We start from the raw sequence: 16,879 nt of genomic DNA, 5'->3' as shown, positions 1-16,879 counted from the left end.
GTTTCTCATCCTCCTTCCTTGGGGAACCATCACCCTTCATCTTTATTTCTTGGAACGCATCGTCTCTTCAATTGCCTGTTTCATGAGCATTCCGGCCTGGTCCCACGACAGCTGGAGCATATCTTTTCGGCCCTGGCTTCCTTTCTGTTTACAGAGCCGGGGATTTTCGTACGCTTGCCTCATAAGCCTTTTGAGGCTGCTTAAATCCGGCTCGGCCCATCGCTGGCCTTTCTGCGCAAACAGGTTGCTGAACCTTCTGGAAATGGCGCGGCTCATGCTACTCGCCGGGCTCTTGAGCTGATAAGGGACCAGGAAGGAGTTGCGGGGCGTGAGGAAATCCATCTGCCCGCCCCAGCCGGTGGCGATGACCGGTATGCCGCTTGCCAGCGCTTCTAAATAAGGCAGCCCGACACCCTCGCCGCGGGTAGGGAGGACGAAGGCATCGCCGAGCGCATACAGGCCTTTCAGCTGGCTTTCACTCATATGGCGGCCGATGATGACGACAGGGGCTGTATCCTTTTGAATGCCCAGCCTCTTTTTGTACCGCATGACCTGCTGCTTAATCCACGCCTCCGTCTCATTGGCCACATATCCGTTCGTTTTGATGACCAGGATGACGTTATCTTTGGAAGAGAACTCTTCCCAATACGCTCGCAGCAGTCCCTCCGGGTTTTTGCGGTGCTGAAAGCCGAAGACGGATACGAACGTAAACTTCCCGGCGGCTGCCGGCAACGATAGCTTTGGATAGTTCGGATGAAACTCCCTGGCGTCCACCCCATGGGGAACGACGAAAATCGGGACGGTGACGCCGCAGTTCCTGAGAACCCGCCGATTATGCTGGGACGGCACGCACACGGCATCGAATTTGTTCATATGGGGCAGCCAGCTTCTGGGGAGCCTGCTTGTTTCCCAAACGGTGTTCAACAGGATGAAGTCATACGTGCTTCGCTCTTTTTTCCACTGCATGCGGCTGGGAATGTGGTGGTAGATGAGAACCTTTTTGACTGGGGCGGCGTTAGGCTTGCGGTGGTCTGGCGGACTTAACCGGACGGCGACCCCTTGCCGCTTCAAGGATTTGGCATAGGCTCTGCTGGCACGGCCAAGACCGCTGGCTTTGTGGACGGGGCCTTTCCAGACAACGACATAGGGCTTCATTTCGGTCTCACCTTGGAAACTTTCGAATACCCTTTTCGTTCGTGAAAAGAAACAGACCGGTATTTTTGCTGCAGGGACGACATTTTGGAAGGCGAGATTTGGGAAAAGCTAGTATGCAGGCTTTTGTTGTTGGCTTGTTTCAGCATCATCCTGCCGGGCTCCGACGAATACAGGAAGTTGCCGTATGTTTCAAACTCGGAAAAAGCAAACTGCTTCGATTTGTTCATGCTTCTCATAATGGCGGAGTACCAGCTCGTGTTATGTTTGGACTCGATTGCCTGCTTTAACTGTTTGACTTTGGCCTTCTCGAACAGCATGTAATGCGTGACGAAGGAGCGCTTGGAAGCGCGGCTTTTGCCCATCAGCTTCTTGTACGTGTTGAAATATTCGGGCTGGCTCCAGTTCCGGCAGTAAAACACGGTCTTGTCGCCCGTCTTGAACATATGGGGGCGAATGAGCACAGTATCGGCGTCGATCACCAAATAGTATTTGGATGAGCATACCTTATCGCCGCCCAGCTTCAGCAGCTGCTGGTACAACCAACCGGACCGGTCCCATGTTTTGGACTGGTAGTGTATGTCCTTTTTCGTAATGGGCAGAACCGTGTCTTCGTTCACGAATCGGCAGCCCTTTTTCGTACACAAATCCACAATCCGCTGCTTCCGGGGGGCCACGATGATAATTTCGTGGATCGGGTGCTGTACATATTTTCTGACGGCATCAATGACATGAGGGAGGGTTGCCAGATCCTTCTCAATCGCCGGAATGAACACATCAATGGGGGTTGTCATCTGCTCATCTCCAAATATCAAATGTATGAGTATCATATGCTGGAAGAGAGAAAGGGAATGGGCATAGAGAGATTGTAAAACGCACAATAATCAAGGGATTTGCCGCATTGGAGCAAACGTGGGGGTTCGCAGTCACGGCTATGAAAATGATTTTTATAGATCAAAAGCATAGGATACAAGAAGACCGAAGGGCGCCTTGGGCATGCCGATCGCAGGAGAAGGCTGAGGAAACTTGGACCACTTCAGAAAGGAATCGGCATCATGGGGAAAATGAAAGTTTTTTATCTTGTTTTAAGTTATTGATAATTTTTTACCGAAATCGCACGTCCGCCTAACATTCCGTTGACACTCCATCCCTATAGTGAAGAGGTAAGCGAAACATCCGGATACCAATCACGCTTCACTAATTCTGAATGAACGATGGGGAGGCCACGGGATATGAGGTCAAAAGGAAACGGAAACGAGAGGACCATCTTGACGGTACATGCCAACGGAAAAACGGAGATCGTGCGGGATACATATGCGCCCAAAGGAAAACGGACCCCCTGGTCCTGGCCAGGCAAAGCGATGGCGCTCATCTTGGGCACAGCCCTGCTGCTGACCGCATGCGGGCAAGGAGAAGGCGGCACGGCGGGCGGCTCAGACGCATCGGCCAAGCCGGCGGGGACGGTACAGAGCACGGATACGGCAGAGGCGTCCGGCAGCGAAACTCCGGAAGCGCTGTACGAGCAGGCCAAGAAGGAAGGCAAGGTCATCGTCTACTCGACATCGGGACGCGCCAACGACGCCGCGGAGACGTTCATGAAGCAGTACCCTGGCATCAAGATTGAGGTAAGCAAAGTCAAGTCCGATGAGATGATGGACAAGGTGACGAAGGAGCAGGACGCCGGGCAGTTCAACCCGGACGTGATCATCACGAAGGAAGTGAGCGGGGCTGTCGAGGAGGAGATGGTGAAGCCGGGACGGTACGTCAAGTACCTGCCGGAGGATCTGGCGGAGAAGGTGGACGAGCCGTACCGCACGCAGGCCGAAGGATATGCCAACTACCTGGAGTTCCGCACGATTTTCTACAATACCGAGCATTATAAGTCAGCGCCGGTGACGAACTGGTGGGACCTGACTACCCCGGAATTCAAAGGCAAGGTCTATACGGCCGATCCGCTCAGCTCGCCGGCATTCATGGACCTGTTTACGACGATGGTCATCCACAGCGACGATATGGCGGCGGCGTACAAGGAGAAGTTCGGCAAGGACATCGAGCTGCACGGCACGGAGAACGCGGGGTACGAGTTCATTCAGCAGCTGTTCGACAACGGGCTGGTCGTGTTAAAAGGAAGCGACGATGTGCTGGATGCGATCGGCAAGGCGAACAGCGACGCGGTCGGGCTGGCGGTATCCGGCGACGTATCCAAGGTTGAGGAGAAAGGCTGGAACATCCTGCCGATCTATGACATCAAGCCGAAAACGTCGGTACCCGATTCGGGCTACCTGTTCCTCGCGAACAAAGCGCCGCATCCGGCGGGGGCTAAGCTGTTCATCCGCTGGATGATGGGCGAGAAGGACGGCCAGGGCGAAGGCATGGCGCCGTTCAATGAAGTGGGCTCCTGGGTGCCGCGCTCCGACGTCAAGACCAAAAACGAGGTGGCCTTCGAGGATTTGAACCTGTGGGTGTTTGACGGGGAGAAGCTGTACTTCGAGGCGCCGAAGGTCCGCGACTTCTGGATCAAGCAGAAATGACGGACCAAAAGACCGAAATGACACAAACAGGAGGGAAACGGGATGCTGCATAAGCCCGTGCTGAATACATGGCAAGCAAGATGGCTGAACCGGTGCCGGGACGCGCTGCGGAATCCGCTGTACCTGATCGGGGCGGCGGCCCTTCTGTTTCTGGCGTACACCATCGTCTGGCCGGTCCTGAACCTGGTCTGGTCGACGTTCGTATGGAGAACCCAGGACGCCCGGCTTACGCCCGCGGCGGACCCGGGGCACCTGACGCTGTACCACTGGAGCCGCGTGCTGGCAAGCGATATGAGCTGGTCCCTCTTCTACAAGCCGGTGCTGAACGCACTGGCGGTGGGCGTGACCGTCTCGGCGCTGTCCATGGTGTTCGGCTGCGGGCTGGCCTGGCTCGTGACGCGGACGGACGTTCCGCTCAAGAAGACGATTACGTTTCTGGCGATCATCCCGTACCTGCTGCCGTCATGGATGCTGTCCCAGGCGTGGCTGACCTTTTTCAAAAACAGCAAAATCGGCGGTACGCCCGGCATTCTGCAGTCGGTGCTGCATGTGACGCCGCCGGACTGGCTGGCGTACGGCTTCGTGCCGATCGTGCTGACCCTGTCGATCCACGACAGCGTGTATTTCTTCCTGCTCGTGGGCGCGGCGCTCAGCTCGATGAACAGCCAGCTGGAAGAGGCGGCCGAAATGGCCGGCGCGGGGCCGATGCAGGTGCTGCGCCGGATCGTGTTTCCGCTGATGCTGCCGTCGGTGCTGTCGGGATTCATCCTGATCTTTACGAAAGCGGTCAGTTCCTACGGCGTGCCGGCGCTGCTCGGCACCCCCGTGAACTTCTACATGATTTCGACGATGCTGTACTCCAGCATGCGGTCGCGGCTGACGACCGAGGCGAACGTGCTGTCACTGACGCTGATGCTGATCACCATGCTGGCGATCTATTTCAACCAGCGGTTGATCGGCGGCCGGCGCAGCTATGTGACGGTGACGGGCAAGGGCAGCGCGGTGACGCATGTGCCGCTCGGCAAATGGCGGCTTCCGGCGGCTGTGGGGACGGCGGCCGGCATGGTATTGATTGCGGTCGTGCCTTTTATCGTGCTGCTGCTGCAGACGTTCCTGCTGAAGGACGGCTCACTCAGCCCGGATAACTTCACGCTTCATTACTGGGCGGGCGGCTCGGACCCGGATATCAACACCGGTGAGAAAGGCGTGCTGCAGAACCCGATTTTCCTGCTCGCGCTGAAAAATTCGCTGATCATCGCCGGCATCGCCTCGGTCGCGGCTGCGATTATCGGACTTCTGTTCGGATACGCGGTGGCCCGCGGCAAAAACACGGCCATGGGCAGGCTCGTCGATCAGCTGTCGTTTTTCCCGTATTTTATCCCGGGCATCTCGCTCGCGGCGATTTATATTACAATGTTTGCAAAGCCGGTGCTGTTCATTCCGGCGCTGTACGGCACCATCACGATTATTATTCTGATCACGGTGGTCAAAGAGCTGCCCTTTACCGTTAAGGCGGGCGGCGCCGCCATGATGCAGATCGGCCCGGAACTCGAGGAAGCGGCCGTGCTTGGCGGTGCCTCCTGGTTCACCCGATTCCGACGCCTGCTGCTGCCGCTCAGCCGCAAGAGCCTGCTGTCCGCCTTCATCCTCGTGTTCATCGGGGCGATGAAGGAGATGGAGCTGATCATCATGCTCGTGACGCCAAGGACGGAGACGCTGACGACGCTCACCTTTTATTACGTGGAAAAAGGGTATGACCAGCTCACCAACGTCGTGCTGATGATCATTATCGCGATTGTCGTGGCGGTCTACGCCCTTGCGGTGAAGTTCGGGAAGGCCGATTTGACCAAAGGATTGGGAGGGCAATGAATGAACGCGATTGAACTGCGGCAGATTCATGTGCATGTGCAGCAGAAGCATATTTTGAAGGGCATCGACCTGACCGTCGAAGAGGGGGATTTCGTGACGCTGCTCGGCCCGTCGGGCTGCGGCAAGACGACCCTGCTCCGCACGATCGCCGGCCTGCAGAAGCTGAACGAAGGAACCGTCGTCATCTCCGGGAACAAGGTGGCCGACGGCAATCTGGCTTACCATCTGGATCCCGCCAAACGGGGCGTGAGCCTGGTGTTTCAGAGCTATGCGCTGTGGCCGCATATGACCGTTTATGACAATGTGGCCTTTGGCCTGCAGGTGCGCAAACAGCCGAAGGCCGGGATCCGCAAGAGCGTCATGGCGGCGCTGGACAAAATGCGCATCCCGGAGCTGGCGGACCGCTATCCCGGCGAGCTGTCCGGCGGGCAGCAGCAGCGGGTGGCGATCGCCCGGGCGATCGTGACGTCCCCGTCGATCCTGCTGCTCGACGAGCCGCTCTCGAACCTGGACGCCAAGCTGCGGACGGAGATGCGAGCCGAGCTGAAGCGGCTGCACCGCGAGCTGGGCACGACGATCGTCTACGTGACGCATGACCAGCACGAGGCGATCACACTGTCGACGAAGGTCGCGGTATTTTTTGGAGGCGAGCTGGTGCAGGCGGATACGCCGCGCGAGCTGTACCGCCATCCGCGGACGCTGCAGGTGGCGGAGTTCATGGGCAGCTCGGACCATCCGCTGAACCGGGTGGAAGGAATGTGCCGCACGAGCGGAGGCGAAAGCACCGTCAGCACGGCGCTCGGAAGCTTCCGGCTTGCAGGAATGGACGGCGGAGCGGAGGAAGCGGGAGCGGTCGTCCTGACGGTGAGGCCGGAAGACGTTGTGCTGCACGAGACCCGCACCGCAGGTTCCATCCCGGTGAAGGTGGAGGACGTGCTGCCCGCCGGCGGCGAGACGCTGGTGAGGGTCGCCTACGGCCAGGAGAAGCTGGGCGCGCGTGTCATCGGCGACCCGGATTACGCGCCGGGACACATGCTGTACGCGTCCTTCCGCGAAGAACGCATCAACTTGTACGACCGGGAGACGGGCAGACGCCTGGAGACCGGCGTGACGACCATTACACCCATATTGGAGGAAATACACCGATGAATATTGACTTTCACTTTCATGTTAAATTGTCCAAGAAGACCGATTTCTCCATGGACCACTTCAACGAGATGCTGGATGAAGCCCGCGATCAGGGACTGCAGGCGATCACGCTGACCGAGCATTTCAATACGCGCCGCTTCGACGAGGTCTACGGGACGCTTGACCGGATGCTGCCGGGCAACAACCACTACTACGACCGCGACGGCTTTAAAATCTTTACAGGCATGGAAGTGGACGTAGCCGAAGGCGGACATATTCTCGTCTCCGGACCCAAGGACGCCCTGCTCGAAATCCGCGCCCTGCTTGAGCCGCACACCGCAGCCGGTTCATTTATCGGGCTGGCCGGGCTGTTCGAGCTGTGCGAGCCGCGGGGCATGATGGTGATCGGTGGCCACCCGTTCCGGGAGTCCAACCATTTGTACCATGTGGACCGCGAGCTGCTGCGCCGGTTCGACGCGTTCGACCTGAACGGCAAGGACCTGCATGAGATCGGCATTCAGGAAAATATCGCCCTGGTGCTGCCGCTCGGCGCGGAGCTAGGTGTGCCGGTCGTAGCGGGCAGCGACGCCCACCAGATGTTCCAGGTCGGCTGCGTCTACAATGTCCTGCCGGGCGATTATGAGACCGTCGCCGAGCTGAAGGCGGCTATCCGGGCGGGGGCCTGCAAACGGGTCATCTCTCCGAGCTTGCACTTGCAGGTGCGCGCGGCGGGCGCAGTGAAGAAGCTATTGAAGAAGAAGGTCGAAGTGGAAGCCGTGTAACGTTAACGGTTCATTCCCTGTATCGTTAAGGCCGTTGATCATTCATCCCGCTATAGAGAGGTGGCAAGAACTATGAACCTTGCGCTGGAAGGCCATAAGCTGTCCCGCGGACACCAGCGGATCGCGGATTATATCAGCAAGCACATGGAAGACATCCCGTTTATGGTGGAGGAAGACATCGCCGCCGCCTGCCAGGTCAGCACGTCGACGGTGTCGCGGTTCTGGTCCGAGGTGGGATGCCGAAACCTGAAGGAATTCAAGCAGAAGGTGAAGGACGAAATGCTGCTGTCCCCCTCGCAGAAGCTGCAATCGGCGTTTTCGAAAATGAACGAAAACGACGCCGCCGCGAGCTTGCTCGTCGGCGCGGATTATTTGCAGCAGACGGCCGACCGGCTCAGCCAGGAGGCGTTCGACCGGGCGGCGTCGCTGCTGAGCGACGCGGGGACCGTGTACATCTACGGCCCCGGCTCCGCGGAGAGCCTGGCCGCGCTGACCGATTTCCGGCTGACGCGGTTCGGCATGCGGGTCAAGCGGCTCGACCGGGGCGGGCACGAACTGTTTAACCTGCTGGTGCATGTGCAGCCGCAGGACGTGATCGTCATTTTCGGCTTCGTGTCCGAGTCGCCGGAGCTGTCGGTGCTGCTGGACCACGGCAAGGTGAAGGGCTACCGCACGCTGCTCGTCACCGATCTGGCGGTCAGCGGCATGCTGGAGAAGGCCGATGTGACCCTGTACACCGCACGCGGTCAGCTGTGGGAGTTCCACTCCATGGTGGCGCCGGTGGCCTTGCTCGAGACGCTGATCGTGGCGGTCGGCAAGCAGATGGAGGAGCAGGCGGTTGCGGGAAGTGAGGAGCTGCACGAGCTGCGGCGCAGATATCAGAAAGTGCTGCCAAAGCGGGTCTAGAGCCGCTTGGCAGCTTTTTTGTGCGGTAAAAAGTTAAGATGTTAAGGATATGATCCGTGGTGTAAAGAGCCGACAGTACGGGTCCGGTCGTCTTAATATTAACTGGTTTACTGAAAAACCGTTAACTTAGTTCTTTTCATATAAGCTAATGCACGGAATGAAAGGAGTTCAATATGATATAATAGGAATATTAAGCGTTCGGAGCGGAGGGCAACATGAAAAAGATAGATAACAAAAATTTATTCCTGGATAAAATCAAGCCGGTGTTGAGAAAAAGCAAGTTCAGCACCATCAATATGGACGACATGGCCCGCCATATGGATATCAGCAAAGTGACGCTGTACAAATATTTTTCATCCAAAGACGAAATCATTGAAATGTTTGTGGATCATTGCATCGCCTTTCTGCAAAATGCCGACGTCCAATTGCAGGATGAGGAGCTCTCGTGGGGCAAGAGGTTCCACATGTTATACATCCAATCCTTGCAATGCGTGCTGTACATGCCCGATATTTTGCTGGAGGACCTCAAGTCGGTATACCCGGTTCTATATGACAGGCTGAGCACAGCGGAACTGGAGCGACACCGGAATCTGCGCCGGTTTTATGAGGCAGGCGTAGAGAAGAATGTTTTTCATCCGGTTAACTCCACTTTGTCTGTTGTACAAGACGATCTCATGCTCCGCCAGATGGTAGAGCCTTCGTTCGCTGTGAGGCATGACTTCTCGTTGAAGCAGGCGCTGTTTGAATTTTATAAGATGAAAAAATACCAGCTGTTCGTCCCGGACATGCTCGATTCCGTGGATGATGCCGAGATGGAAGAGCTGCTGCTGCAGACGATCCAAAAAATATCGTATTAAAAGGTCATATAGAGCAAGACGAAAAATCCGTATCCGTCCCTTTGGTAAACTGTCCCCTATGTAATGAACTGCTATGAACTTACAAGTAATCCTTTAGTTCATAATCTCTTTCAAAGGAAGTCAATGGCGAGAAATGCGTCGCCATTTGGCTTCCTTTATGTTTTTCTTTGGCTGCATAGAGCCGGAAAGGCATTCGAAGATGTCAGGGTTGTCTGCATGTATTGCCCCTTGTCCGAATACGCTAATAAAAGAGAGATCAGGACAAACAGTGGGTGGGATGTGACCAATGGGATTGAACAAGCAAAGCTTTATCCGTGGAACGTTCGTTTTGACCCTGTCGTCTTTTTTTACCAAAGGGCTTGGGTTTGTGAACGGCATTGTGCTGGCGCGTTTTCTGGGAGCGGAAGGGGTAGGGCTCTTGATGATTGCCCATCCGCTGCTTCCGCTGTTTATTACGATGACCGAGCTCGGGCTGCCTGTTGCGATTTCGAAACTGGTGTCCGAGGCGGAAGTCAAAGGGGACGAGGCGAGGATTAAACGGATTCTCGCCGTCTCGCTGTCGGTAACGGGGACGCTCAGCGTCGTGCTGACGCTGGCCGCGTTGTTCGGCTCCAAGTGGATCGCTTCGATCGTGCTGGCCGACCAGCGGGCGTATTATGCGATGGTGGCGATTACGCCGATCATCCCGATTATCGCCATGTCTGCCGTGCTGAAAGGGTATTTCCGCGGCCGGCAGAACATGAACCCGCTCGCCTTATCCGATATTCTGGAGAATGTGGCGCAGATCATCGTCATCATCGGCGTCGTCAACATGCTGCTGCCTTATGGCATCGCCTACGCGGCGGCGGGAGCCATGGGGGCCTCGGTGATCGGCGAAGGCGTTGGCCTGCTGTATTTGTTCTCCGTGTTCAAGTGGGCGAACCGGGGAAAATCGAAGGAGCAGCGGCGGTTTGTTCCGAGCGTGCGGCTCAAGGGGGACCGGACGCTGCGGGACCTGCTGCGCATCGGCCTGCCGATGACCGGCAGCGGCTTCATCCATTCGATCTATCATGCGTTTCTGCCGCTCGTCATTACGAAGAGCCTCGTCCTTGCCGGTGTTGGCGTGGAAATGGCCACGAAGCAGTTCGGCATGCTCGCAGGGTACGCGATCCCGCTGCTGTTCCTCCCCGGCTTTTTTACCCAGTCGCTGTCGACGGCGCTGATCCCGGCGATCAGCGAAGCCAGCGCGGAGGGCGACACCCGGCTCATGCACAGCCGCATGGACATGGCGATGCGCACGGGGCTGCTGGTCGGCGTGCCCTGCACCGTCATTCTGTATATGTGGGCGGTGCCGCTGACGACGGTCGTGTACCATTCGCCGGAAGCGGGCGTGCTGCTGCAGCTGCTGGCGCCGCTGTTTTTCCTCCACTATTTTGAGGCGCCGCTGAAGGCGATTTTGCTTGGACTGGGCAAAGCATCCACCGTTATGTGGAACCATATCATGACCAATATTTTTGAGATCAGCCTGATCTTCGTACTCGGCTCGAACCTGGGGATCCGCGGCGTGGCGCTCGGGTTCGGGCTCGGCATCCTGATGCTGACCGTGCTCAACTTCTACGCGGTAGCGGGCTCAATTGGTTTTTATTTTGACTTCCGCATGGTGATCAAAGCGGGCATCGGGGGGATCGTCATGACGGTGACGGGGCTGGCCGCGCATCGTTTCCTGGAGCAGCATGTTCAGCTGGGGGCGACGGTTGCGCTGCTTGGGGCCATTCTTGTATCGCTGCTCGTGTATGCCATCACCCTGCAGGCGACCCGGGCTTTGCGCAGCCGGCCGAAGGCACCGACGATTCCGGTGTCCTGAGGAGGCAGGTTTCCGCCTTCTGCAAAAGAGTGGGTCGTATACTCTCATATGCATCTTTCCATAGGATCAAATGATGCGATTTTCTGCTCATTTGACCGGTTGGAGGGTGCATTTTTTTATATGATATATTGGAATAAGTGGGAAAAAATGCCGCCTGTGAATTGGAGTTGATTACAATGAGGTTTCAAAATTGGCTTCATGTCATTGCTATTCTAGCGATCGTTGCTGCTTCTGGATGTGTTCAAGAATCGAAACGTGTGGATGTCAGCCGGGAAGCGGTTACTCACCGTGCAGAAAACACTGGGGAAGCCAATGAATCGAACACCACTCCCCCTACTTCCCTTGCCAAAACAGGCAGCAAAACGCTTCTTTATCAAAAAGATTTCCGTCAGGATAAACCGAGTCTGGAGAATTTCCAAGAGGGCGTTTTCTTTGAATTATCGGAGCACGTGGAGGACTTTTTTACACAGGATATAGCCGAGAAGGTCCAAAATAATATGGAAGCCATTGTTGATCACGATGCAGCCAAATTCAAACAAAATATGCTTAGTGAGAATGACATCAAGGCGAATATGGATTGGTTCGATTATATGGATGGAGATGGAGTGAAGTTTGAGTTCTCCGAAGTTAATGAAATTTCTTATGAGGAAGACTCGAAACGTATTCAAGTGGTCGTTACTTTTTATCGAAATATATATCATAAACAGATAGAGCAAGGCGTCATGACCTATTCTTTATTGAAGGACAAAGCGAGCGGGGCTTGGCTCATAGCGCTGATGGATTGAAATTTCGGCTTAGCGGGATCATTGACGGGGCGAAGCGGACTTCATAGAATGAAAGGGAGAAAGAAGCGTCAAGGGAAAGAGGATGCTAACTTTGGGAAACCGTGTTAAGAGTTTTGTAGTCAGTATGGAGCGCTTTAAACCTCACACCTTTCAGGCAAGTCAAGGTGAGGGCCTCTTTATGTCGCATTCCCATGAATATGATGAGTTAACGCTTATTTTGGAAGGGGATGGATACTACAGCTCTTCCGAACAAAATATCAAGGTGGCTGCCGGCGACCTGATCCTGATCCCTTCCGGGCTTCATCATGGCTTCGTGTGTACAAAACCTTGGAAGGGTGTTTCCGTTCATTTTTTCCATGATCAGCTTCCGGTCCACTGCCAGTATCTCTTTCATGAAGCGGAGAGTGAGTCGCAGCGCATCCGGAGCAGCCATCTTGACGCTGACGATACGCGCTGGGTGGAAATCAGTTTGTTGCAGTTGGAGAAAGAATGGAATTCCGAAAGGAAAACGATCGACTCCTACAACATGATGAGGATCGCTTTTGAGACAGCACTGCTGGTATTCCAGCGTAACATCGAATCGGCGGTGCCAGGAGCAGATATCCGTCACGGGGTCATAGAAGAAGTGTTAAAAGAAATTCACAGCAGCTATCATACCCGTATTACCGTTAACGAACTGGCAGCGCGTCATTTTCTGTCCGAAAGCAACCTTCGGAAGAAATTTACGGAATCGGTCGGCGTCTCGCCCAAGCAATATATCATCAGCCTTCGTTTGATGGAGGCCAAACGGCTGTTACAGCAAACGAGCAAGGCGATCGATTTGATTGCCTCTGAGGTTGGGTTTACTTCATCCAGCCGGTTTTATGAGTTCTTTATCCAATCGACTGGAGTCACTCCGCTGGAATGGCGCAAACAGAATCCATGAATGGAATGATGATGAGGACCGTTCGCCAGGACGGTTCTCTTTTTCGTCGGTCGAAAACGATTCGGTAATTCCTTTTTATGCGCAAAGAGTAAATCGCTTTCAACATTGTTTACGATAGGATCGCACGGGATAATTAGAGGGATGACTGCTTTGTTCAGGGAAAAGGAGTGAGAAGATGTCCACCAAAACGAAGACGTTTTGCAATCCCATCGTGGCCCATGCTGCCGATCCCTGGGTGCTTAAGCACACGGATGGCAGCTACTACTTTATGGCAACAAGGTCAGGCTGCTTGGAGCTTACCCAATCTTCCAGCTTGACCGGATTGGTCTGGGGGCGCAAGAAGACCATCTGGACGCCCGAACCGGGAGGTCCCTACAGCTGCAATTTGTGGGCGCCGGAAATACATTATTTGGATCACAAATGGTACATCTACTATACAGCGAACGATGGGGGAGGCGATGAATCACGCCGGATATGCGTACTGGAGAACGAAAATGCTGATCCGCTGGAAGGCGAGTGGAACTGGAGAGGGGCGCTGGAGACGCCTGTCCCGGGATTGGACGGCACCGTGATGTCCTTGCGGAACGAGCTCTATTTTCTGTATGCCGGCTACGGAAACTTCCCCGATTATGGGTCTGCGATATACATTGCCCAAATGGCCAATCCCTGGACATTGACAGGGGAACATCACTTGCTCACTGCCCCGACACTCCCGTGGGAAAAGCAAGGCGGAATGGCCATTAATGAAGGACCCGTCACGCTGCATCGCAACGGCCGGATTTTTCTGGTGTATTCGGCAAGCACCACGTGGTCTGAGGATTATGCCTTAGGTATGCTCACGATGAATGAAGATGCCGATCCACTGGATCCGTCTTCATGGCAAAAATCGATGCAGCCAGTATTTCGCAAAAGTGTAGAAAACGGAGTATATGCAACAGGCCATAACAGTTTTACGAAGTCTCCGGATGATCAGGAGGACTGGATCGTCTATCATGCCCTTCCTTCACCCGGCTCCGATACGAGCCTCCGCTCGACGCGCATACAGAAGTTCGGCTGGAATCCGGACGGTACGCCTGATTTCGGCGTTCCCTGGAGCGATACGCATTATCTATCTGTGCCTTCTGGTGAGGAATAAGCGAAGGAAGGCTAAGTATATGAAAAAAGTAACGAAAAAGGCTCAGACTAAGCGGCATGTTCTTGCAAACAGAACCGTTTGGCCTGAGCCTTTGGCTTAGTAGCGGATTCGGACTTGAATGTCCTGCCCGTAATTGCCGAAGTGCCTGCCGAACAAGCTGACGCCGCCGGCGTTCCGCGCATCCTCCGGCGACAGAATACGGAATCGGATTTCTTCTCTGGGCAGGACCGGAATATGCTGTATCGATACATCCGACATCCGCACGCCGTCCATATATGTGCCGGAAGAGGTCACCAGCAGCGTTTTCAGCAGGCCGTGCTGGGAGCTTCCGGGATCCCACCACGAAGGGTTCAGCTTTCCGCGTACGCTGCCGAAGTCGCCCGGAGAGGTCCAGACGCACACGGGAACGTCATTGAGCAGAAACGTAATATCCGACGGCCAATCTTCGGCGTAGCCGGGCGCCTCCGAGCCGATCTCCAGGGAGATGCGAAGCTCGCTGATGCTGTTTTTGCCGGAGACGTAGTTCGGAATCCGGTATTCGACATAGCCGGCAGCGAACCAAATATGCTGGGCTTTGACATGCTCCGGCTCGGCGAAATACCGCGGGTCGTCGCGCATGCCGATCAGCTTGGTTTCGGAAGCCAGTCCGCAGGTGGGCTTCACTTGGCAGCTGGAGTACTGGCCGACGGGAATGTCGACGTCATAGCCGTCTTGATCCGGCTCGGACGGCAGGACGCCGTCCGTTTTGAACACCAGCGATGCCTGCTCCAGACGAAGAGAGCACTGCTTCTGCATACCGCGCTTGCCCGCAGTCATCTCCGTACGGAGAATGCCCGCCTCTTCCAGCTGCTGAACATGCTTGGTCACGATGGCGGAGGAGAGATTCAGCCTTTGCGCCATCTCCCTAATATTGAGGTTTTCTTTGCTGAGCATTTCGACCATACGAATGCGCGTATCCGACGCCAGCGCAACGAATAACGGCAGATTTTCCTGGCTTACCTTGATTTCCATAGATGCCTCCGAATCGGTCTGATAGGTGTTGTCTATCTATTGTATAACCAAAAGGTTAACTAAGCAAGAAAATTATTGACTAAATATCACGGGTATTTTACTATCTATGTGAGTATTTTAGGATTAATCATTAACTAATTAGTTAACTAAAAATCAACCCGAAAAGGAGCTATTCTATGGAATCGAACCTCAGCATCCCCCGTCCCGAATACCCGCGTCCGCAATGGGTGCGGGACCGCTGGCTGAATTTGAACGGCCCTTGGCAGTTCGAAATCGATCACGGCAAGAGCGGGAAGGAGCGCGGCTACCACCAGCCGGAGCATGCGCTCGAAGGAACGATCAATGTTCCGTTTTGTCCGGAAAGCAAGCTGTCCGGCGTGGAATATAAGGACTTCATGGCCGCCGTGTGGTATAAGCGGGAATTCACCTTGCCGGAGGATTGGAACAGCGGCAGAATTCTGCTGCATTTCGGCGCGGTCGACTACGAAACCGAGGTGTGGGTGAACGGAACATCCGTCGGTACGCATTGCGGCGGGTACTCTTCGTTCAGCTTCGATATTACCTCGCAGGTCAAGGAAGGCGCCAACGTGGTGACTGTCTATGCGGAGGATGACGTTCGCTCGGGAAGCCAGCCGCGCGGCAAGCAAAGTGAACGCTTCCACTCGCATGGCTGCGACTACACGCGCACGACGGGCATTTGGCAGACCGTATGGCTGGAGCAGGTCCCTGAGACGTATCTCGCGGACATGAAAGTGGTGGCCGATCCGGCGAATGCATGCGTGCACCTGGAAGTGAAGGTCAGCGGAAATACCGCCGGAGCGCAGCTGAAGGCGTCCGCCTTCTATGAAGGAAAGGAAGTCGGCGAGGCCACGGCTGTGGTGCAAGGGCCATGCGTCAAGGTGACCGTGCCTGTATCGGAAGTCCATTTGTGGGAGGCGGGCCACGGCCGGCTGTATGACCTGAAGCTGTCGCTCGAACGGCCGGACCTGACGGATGCCGATGCGGTTGATTCGTATTTCGGCCTGCGGACGGTGCGGCTGGACGGCCTGGCGTTCCGGATCAACGAAAAGTCAGTGTTCCAGCGGCTCGTGCTGGATCAAGGCTTTTACCCGGACGGCATCTATACTGCTCCTACGGACGAGGATCTGCGGAAGGATATTGAGATTTCGCTGGGGCTCGGATTCAACGGCGCCAGACTACATGAGAAAATGTTCGAACCGCGCTTCTTATATTGGGCCGACCGGCTGGGGTACCTCGTTTGGGGAGAGCATGCCAACTGGGGGCTGGACATTACTACTCCCGCAAGCTTGTCGCTGTTTTTGCCAGAATGGCTGGAAGGTGTGGAGCGGGATTATAATCATCCGGCGGTCATCGGCTGGTGCCCGTTCAATGAGACGTGGGACCGGGACGGCGCCAAGCAGGATAACGAAGTGCTGCGCATCGTGTACGAGACGACGAAACGGCTGGATCCGACGCGCCCGGTGATCGATACCAGCGGCAACTTCCACGTCGTGACGGATATTTTCGACCTGCACGATTACGATCAAAATCCGGAGACGTTCCGGTCCAGATACGAGCCGATGAAAACGGGCGGCGAGGTGTATAACACGTTTCCAAACCGGCAGACGTACGGCGGGCAGCCTTATTTTATCAGCGAATACGGCGGCATCTGGTGGAACCCCGACCAGAAGGACGACAAGGCTTGGGGCTACGGCGACCGGCCGACATCCGAGGAGGCGTTTCTCCAGCGGTACGAAGGGCTGACGAGCGCTCTGCTGGAGCACCCGATGATGTTCGGATTTTGTTATACCCAGCTGTATGACGTGGAACAGGAAGTAAACGGACTGTACACCTACGACAGACGCCAGAAGTTTGATCCGGAAGTGATTCGCCGCATCAATTCCCGCAAAGCGGCCATTGAAGATTAAGGGTTAGGTGAAGGTGACGGTACGAGT

At 55.5% G+C, this 16,879-nt stretch carries 14 protein-coding genes; 11 read left to right on the top strand and 3 right to left on the bottom strand.

Annotated elements, in window-relative coordinates; translation table 11 throughout:
• Positions 1–42: 42 nt before the first annotated feature.
• Together KI379_RS25260 and KI379_RS25255 are read right to left on the bottom strand one after the other, a co-directional pair.
• Positions 43–1,155, bottom strand: coding sequence for a glycosyltransferase family 4 protein (locus tag KI379_RS25260; RefSeq protein ID WP_212985292.1), 1,113 nt, complete (start codon positions 1,153–1,155; stop codon positions 43–45).
• On the bottom strand, positions 1,152–1,946 hold the full coding sequence (locus KI379_RS25255; RefSeq protein ID WP_212985291.1) for a DUF6492 family protein: 795 nt from the start codon (positions 1,944–1,946) through the stop codon (positions 1,152–1,154). Before KI379_RS25255 ends, KI379_RS25260 begins: the two co-directional genes overlap by 4 nt.
• A 438-nt stretch (positions 1,947–2,384) precedes the next feature.
• Between KI379_RS25255 and KI379_RS25250 the strand changes: the two genes are divergently transcribed.
• From KI379_RS25250 to KI379_RS25205, 10 genes are all read left to right on the top strand, one after another.
• Positions 2,385–3,683 (top strand): ABC transporter substrate-binding protein, encoded by a 1,299-nt coding sequence (locus KI379_RS25250; RefSeq protein WP_244879432.1) that lies wholly within the window; start codon positions 2,385–2,387, stop codon positions 3,681–3,683.
• Positions 3,684–3,725: 42 nt separating this feature from the next.
• Positions 3,726–5,552, top strand: coding sequence for an ABC transporter permease (locus KI379_RS25245; protein WP_212985290.1), 1,827 nt, complete (start codon positions 3,726–3,728; stop codon positions 5,550–5,552).
• Entirely contained in the window at positions 5,553–6,701 is a 1,149-nt protein-coding gene (locus tag KI379_RS25240; RefSeq protein ID WP_212985289.1) for an ABC transporter ATP-binding protein, read from the top strand. It abuts the gene before it with no gap.
• Positions 6,698–7,462, top strand: a complete 765-nt coding sequence (locus KI379_RS25235) for a PHP-associated domain-containing protein (RefSeq protein ID WP_212985288.1) — start codon at positions 6,698–6,700, stop codon at positions 7,460–7,462. The genes KI379_RS25240 and KI379_RS25235 overlap by 4 nt, the downstream gene beginning before the upstream one ends.
• A gap of 72 nt (positions 7,463–7,534) precedes the next feature.
• A complete protein-coding gene (locus KI379_RS25230; protein ID WP_212985287.1) occupies positions 7,535–8,368 on the top strand; it encodes a MurR/RpiR family transcriptional regulator in 834 nt (277 codons plus the stop codon).
• A gap of 215 nt (positions 8,369–8,583) precedes the next feature.
• Entirely contained in the window at positions 8,584–9,225 is a 642-nt protein-coding gene (locus KI379_RS25225; protein WP_212985286.1) for a TetR/AcrR family transcriptional regulator, read from the top strand.
• 286 nt (positions 9,226–9,511) lie between these two features.
• Positions 9,512–11,068, top strand: a complete 1,557-nt coding sequence (gene spoVB / locus KI379_RS25220) for a stage V sporulation protein B (protein WP_212985285.1) — start codon at positions 9,512–9,514, stop codon at positions 11,066–11,068.
• Between the two features lie 176 nt (positions 11,069–11,244).
• The gene (locus KI379_RS25215) at positions 11,245–11,853 is read left to right on the top strand and encodes a hypothetical protein (RefSeq protein WP_212985284.1); all 609 of its coding nucleotides are present in this window, start codon (positions 11,245–11,247) and stop codon (positions 11,851–11,853) included.
• An 82-nt stretch (positions 11,854–11,935) separates the two neighbouring features.
• Positions 11,936–12,778, top strand: coding sequence for a helix-turn-helix transcriptional regulator (locus tag KI379_RS25210; RefSeq protein WP_280518783.1), 843 nt, complete (start codon positions 11,936–11,938; stop codon positions 12,776–12,778).
• 175 nt (positions 12,779–12,953) lie between these two features.
• On the top strand, positions 12,954–13,913 hold the full coding sequence (locus tag KI379_RS25205; protein ID WP_212985283.1) for a glycoside hydrolase family 43 protein: 960 nt from the start codon (positions 12,954–12,956) through the stop codon (positions 13,911–13,913).
• Between the two features lie 96 nt (positions 13,914–14,009).
• On the opposite strand, the gene KI379_RS25200 is transcribed toward KI379_RS25205, so the two are convergent.
• Positions 14,010–14,924, bottom strand: a complete 915-nt coding sequence (locus KI379_RS25200) for an ArsR/SmtB family transcription factor (protein WP_212985282.1) — start codon at positions 14,922–14,924, stop codon at positions 14,010–14,012.
• A 176-nt stretch (positions 14,925–15,100) separates the two neighbouring features.
• Between KI379_RS25200 and KI379_RS25195 the strand changes: the two genes are divergently transcribed.
• Positions 15,101–16,852, top strand: a complete 1,752-nt coding sequence (locus KI379_RS25195) for a glycoside hydrolase family 2 protein (protein WP_212985281.1) — start codon at positions 15,101–15,103, stop codon at positions 16,850–16,852.
• Positions 16,853–16,879 lie beyond the last annotated feature (27 nt).

The organism is Paenibacillus cineris, assembly GCF_018333335.1.
Taxonomy (GTDB): Bacteria; Bacillota; Bacilli; order Paenibacillales; family Paenibacillaceae; genus Paenibacillus_AQ; species Paenibacillus_AQ favisporus.
This window is presented reverse-complemented; position numbering and strand designations above follow the sequence as displayed.

Coding starts and splice junctions, on each gene's coding strand:
- KI379_RS25260 (WP_212985292.1), bottom strand. CDS start 1,155: ATGAAGCCCTATGTCGTTGTCTGGAAAGGCCCCGTCCACAAAGCCAGC.
- KI379_RS25225 (WP_212985286.1), top strand. CDS start 8,584: ATGAAAAAGATAGATAACAAAAATTTATTCCTGGATAAAATCAAGCCG.
- KI379_RS25215 (WP_212985284.1), top strand. CDS start 11,245: ATGAGGTTTCAAAATTGGCTTCATGTCATTGCTATTCTAGCGATCGTT.
- KI379_RS25230 (WP_212985287.1), top strand. CDS start 7,535: ATGAACCTTGCGCTGGAAGGCCATAAGCTGTCCCGCGGACACCAGCGG.
- KI379_RS25250 (WP_244879432.1), top strand. CDS start 2,385: ATGAGGTCAAAAGGAAACGGAAACGAGAGGACCATCTTGACGGTACAT.
- KI379_RS25195 (WP_212985281.1), top strand. CDS start 15,101: ATGGAATCGAACCTCAGCATCCCCCGTCCCGAATACCCGCGTCCGCAA.
- spoVB (WP_212985285.1), top strand. CDS start 9,512: ATGGGATTGAACAAGCAAAGCTTTATCCGTGGAACGTTCGTTTTGACC.
- KI379_RS25235 (WP_212985288.1), top strand. CDS start 6,698: ATGAATATTGACTTTCACTTTCATGTTAAATTGTCCAAGAAGACCGAT.
- KI379_RS25255 (WP_212985291.1), bottom strand. CDS start 1,946: ATGACAACCCCCATTGATGTGTTCATTCCGGCGATTGAGAAGGATCTG.
- KI379_RS25210 (WP_280518783.1), top strand. CDS start 11,936: ATGCTAACTTTGGGAAACCGTGTTAAGAGTTTTGTAGTCAGTATGGAG.
- KI379_RS25200 (WP_212985282.1), bottom strand. CDS start 14,924: ATGGAAATCAAGGTAAGCCAGGAAAATCTGCCGTTATTCGTTGCGCTG.
- KI379_RS25205 (WP_212985283.1), top strand. CDS start 12,954: ATGTCCACCAAAACGAAGACGTTTTGCAATCCCATCGTGGCCCATGCT.
- KI379_RS25245 (WP_212985290.1), top strand. CDS start 3,726: ATGCTGCATAAGCCCGTGCTGAATACATGGCAAGCAAGATGGCTGAAC.
- KI379_RS25240 (WP_212985289.1), top strand. CDS start 5,553: ATGAACGCGATTGAACTGCGGCAGATTCATGTGCATGTGCAGCAGAAG.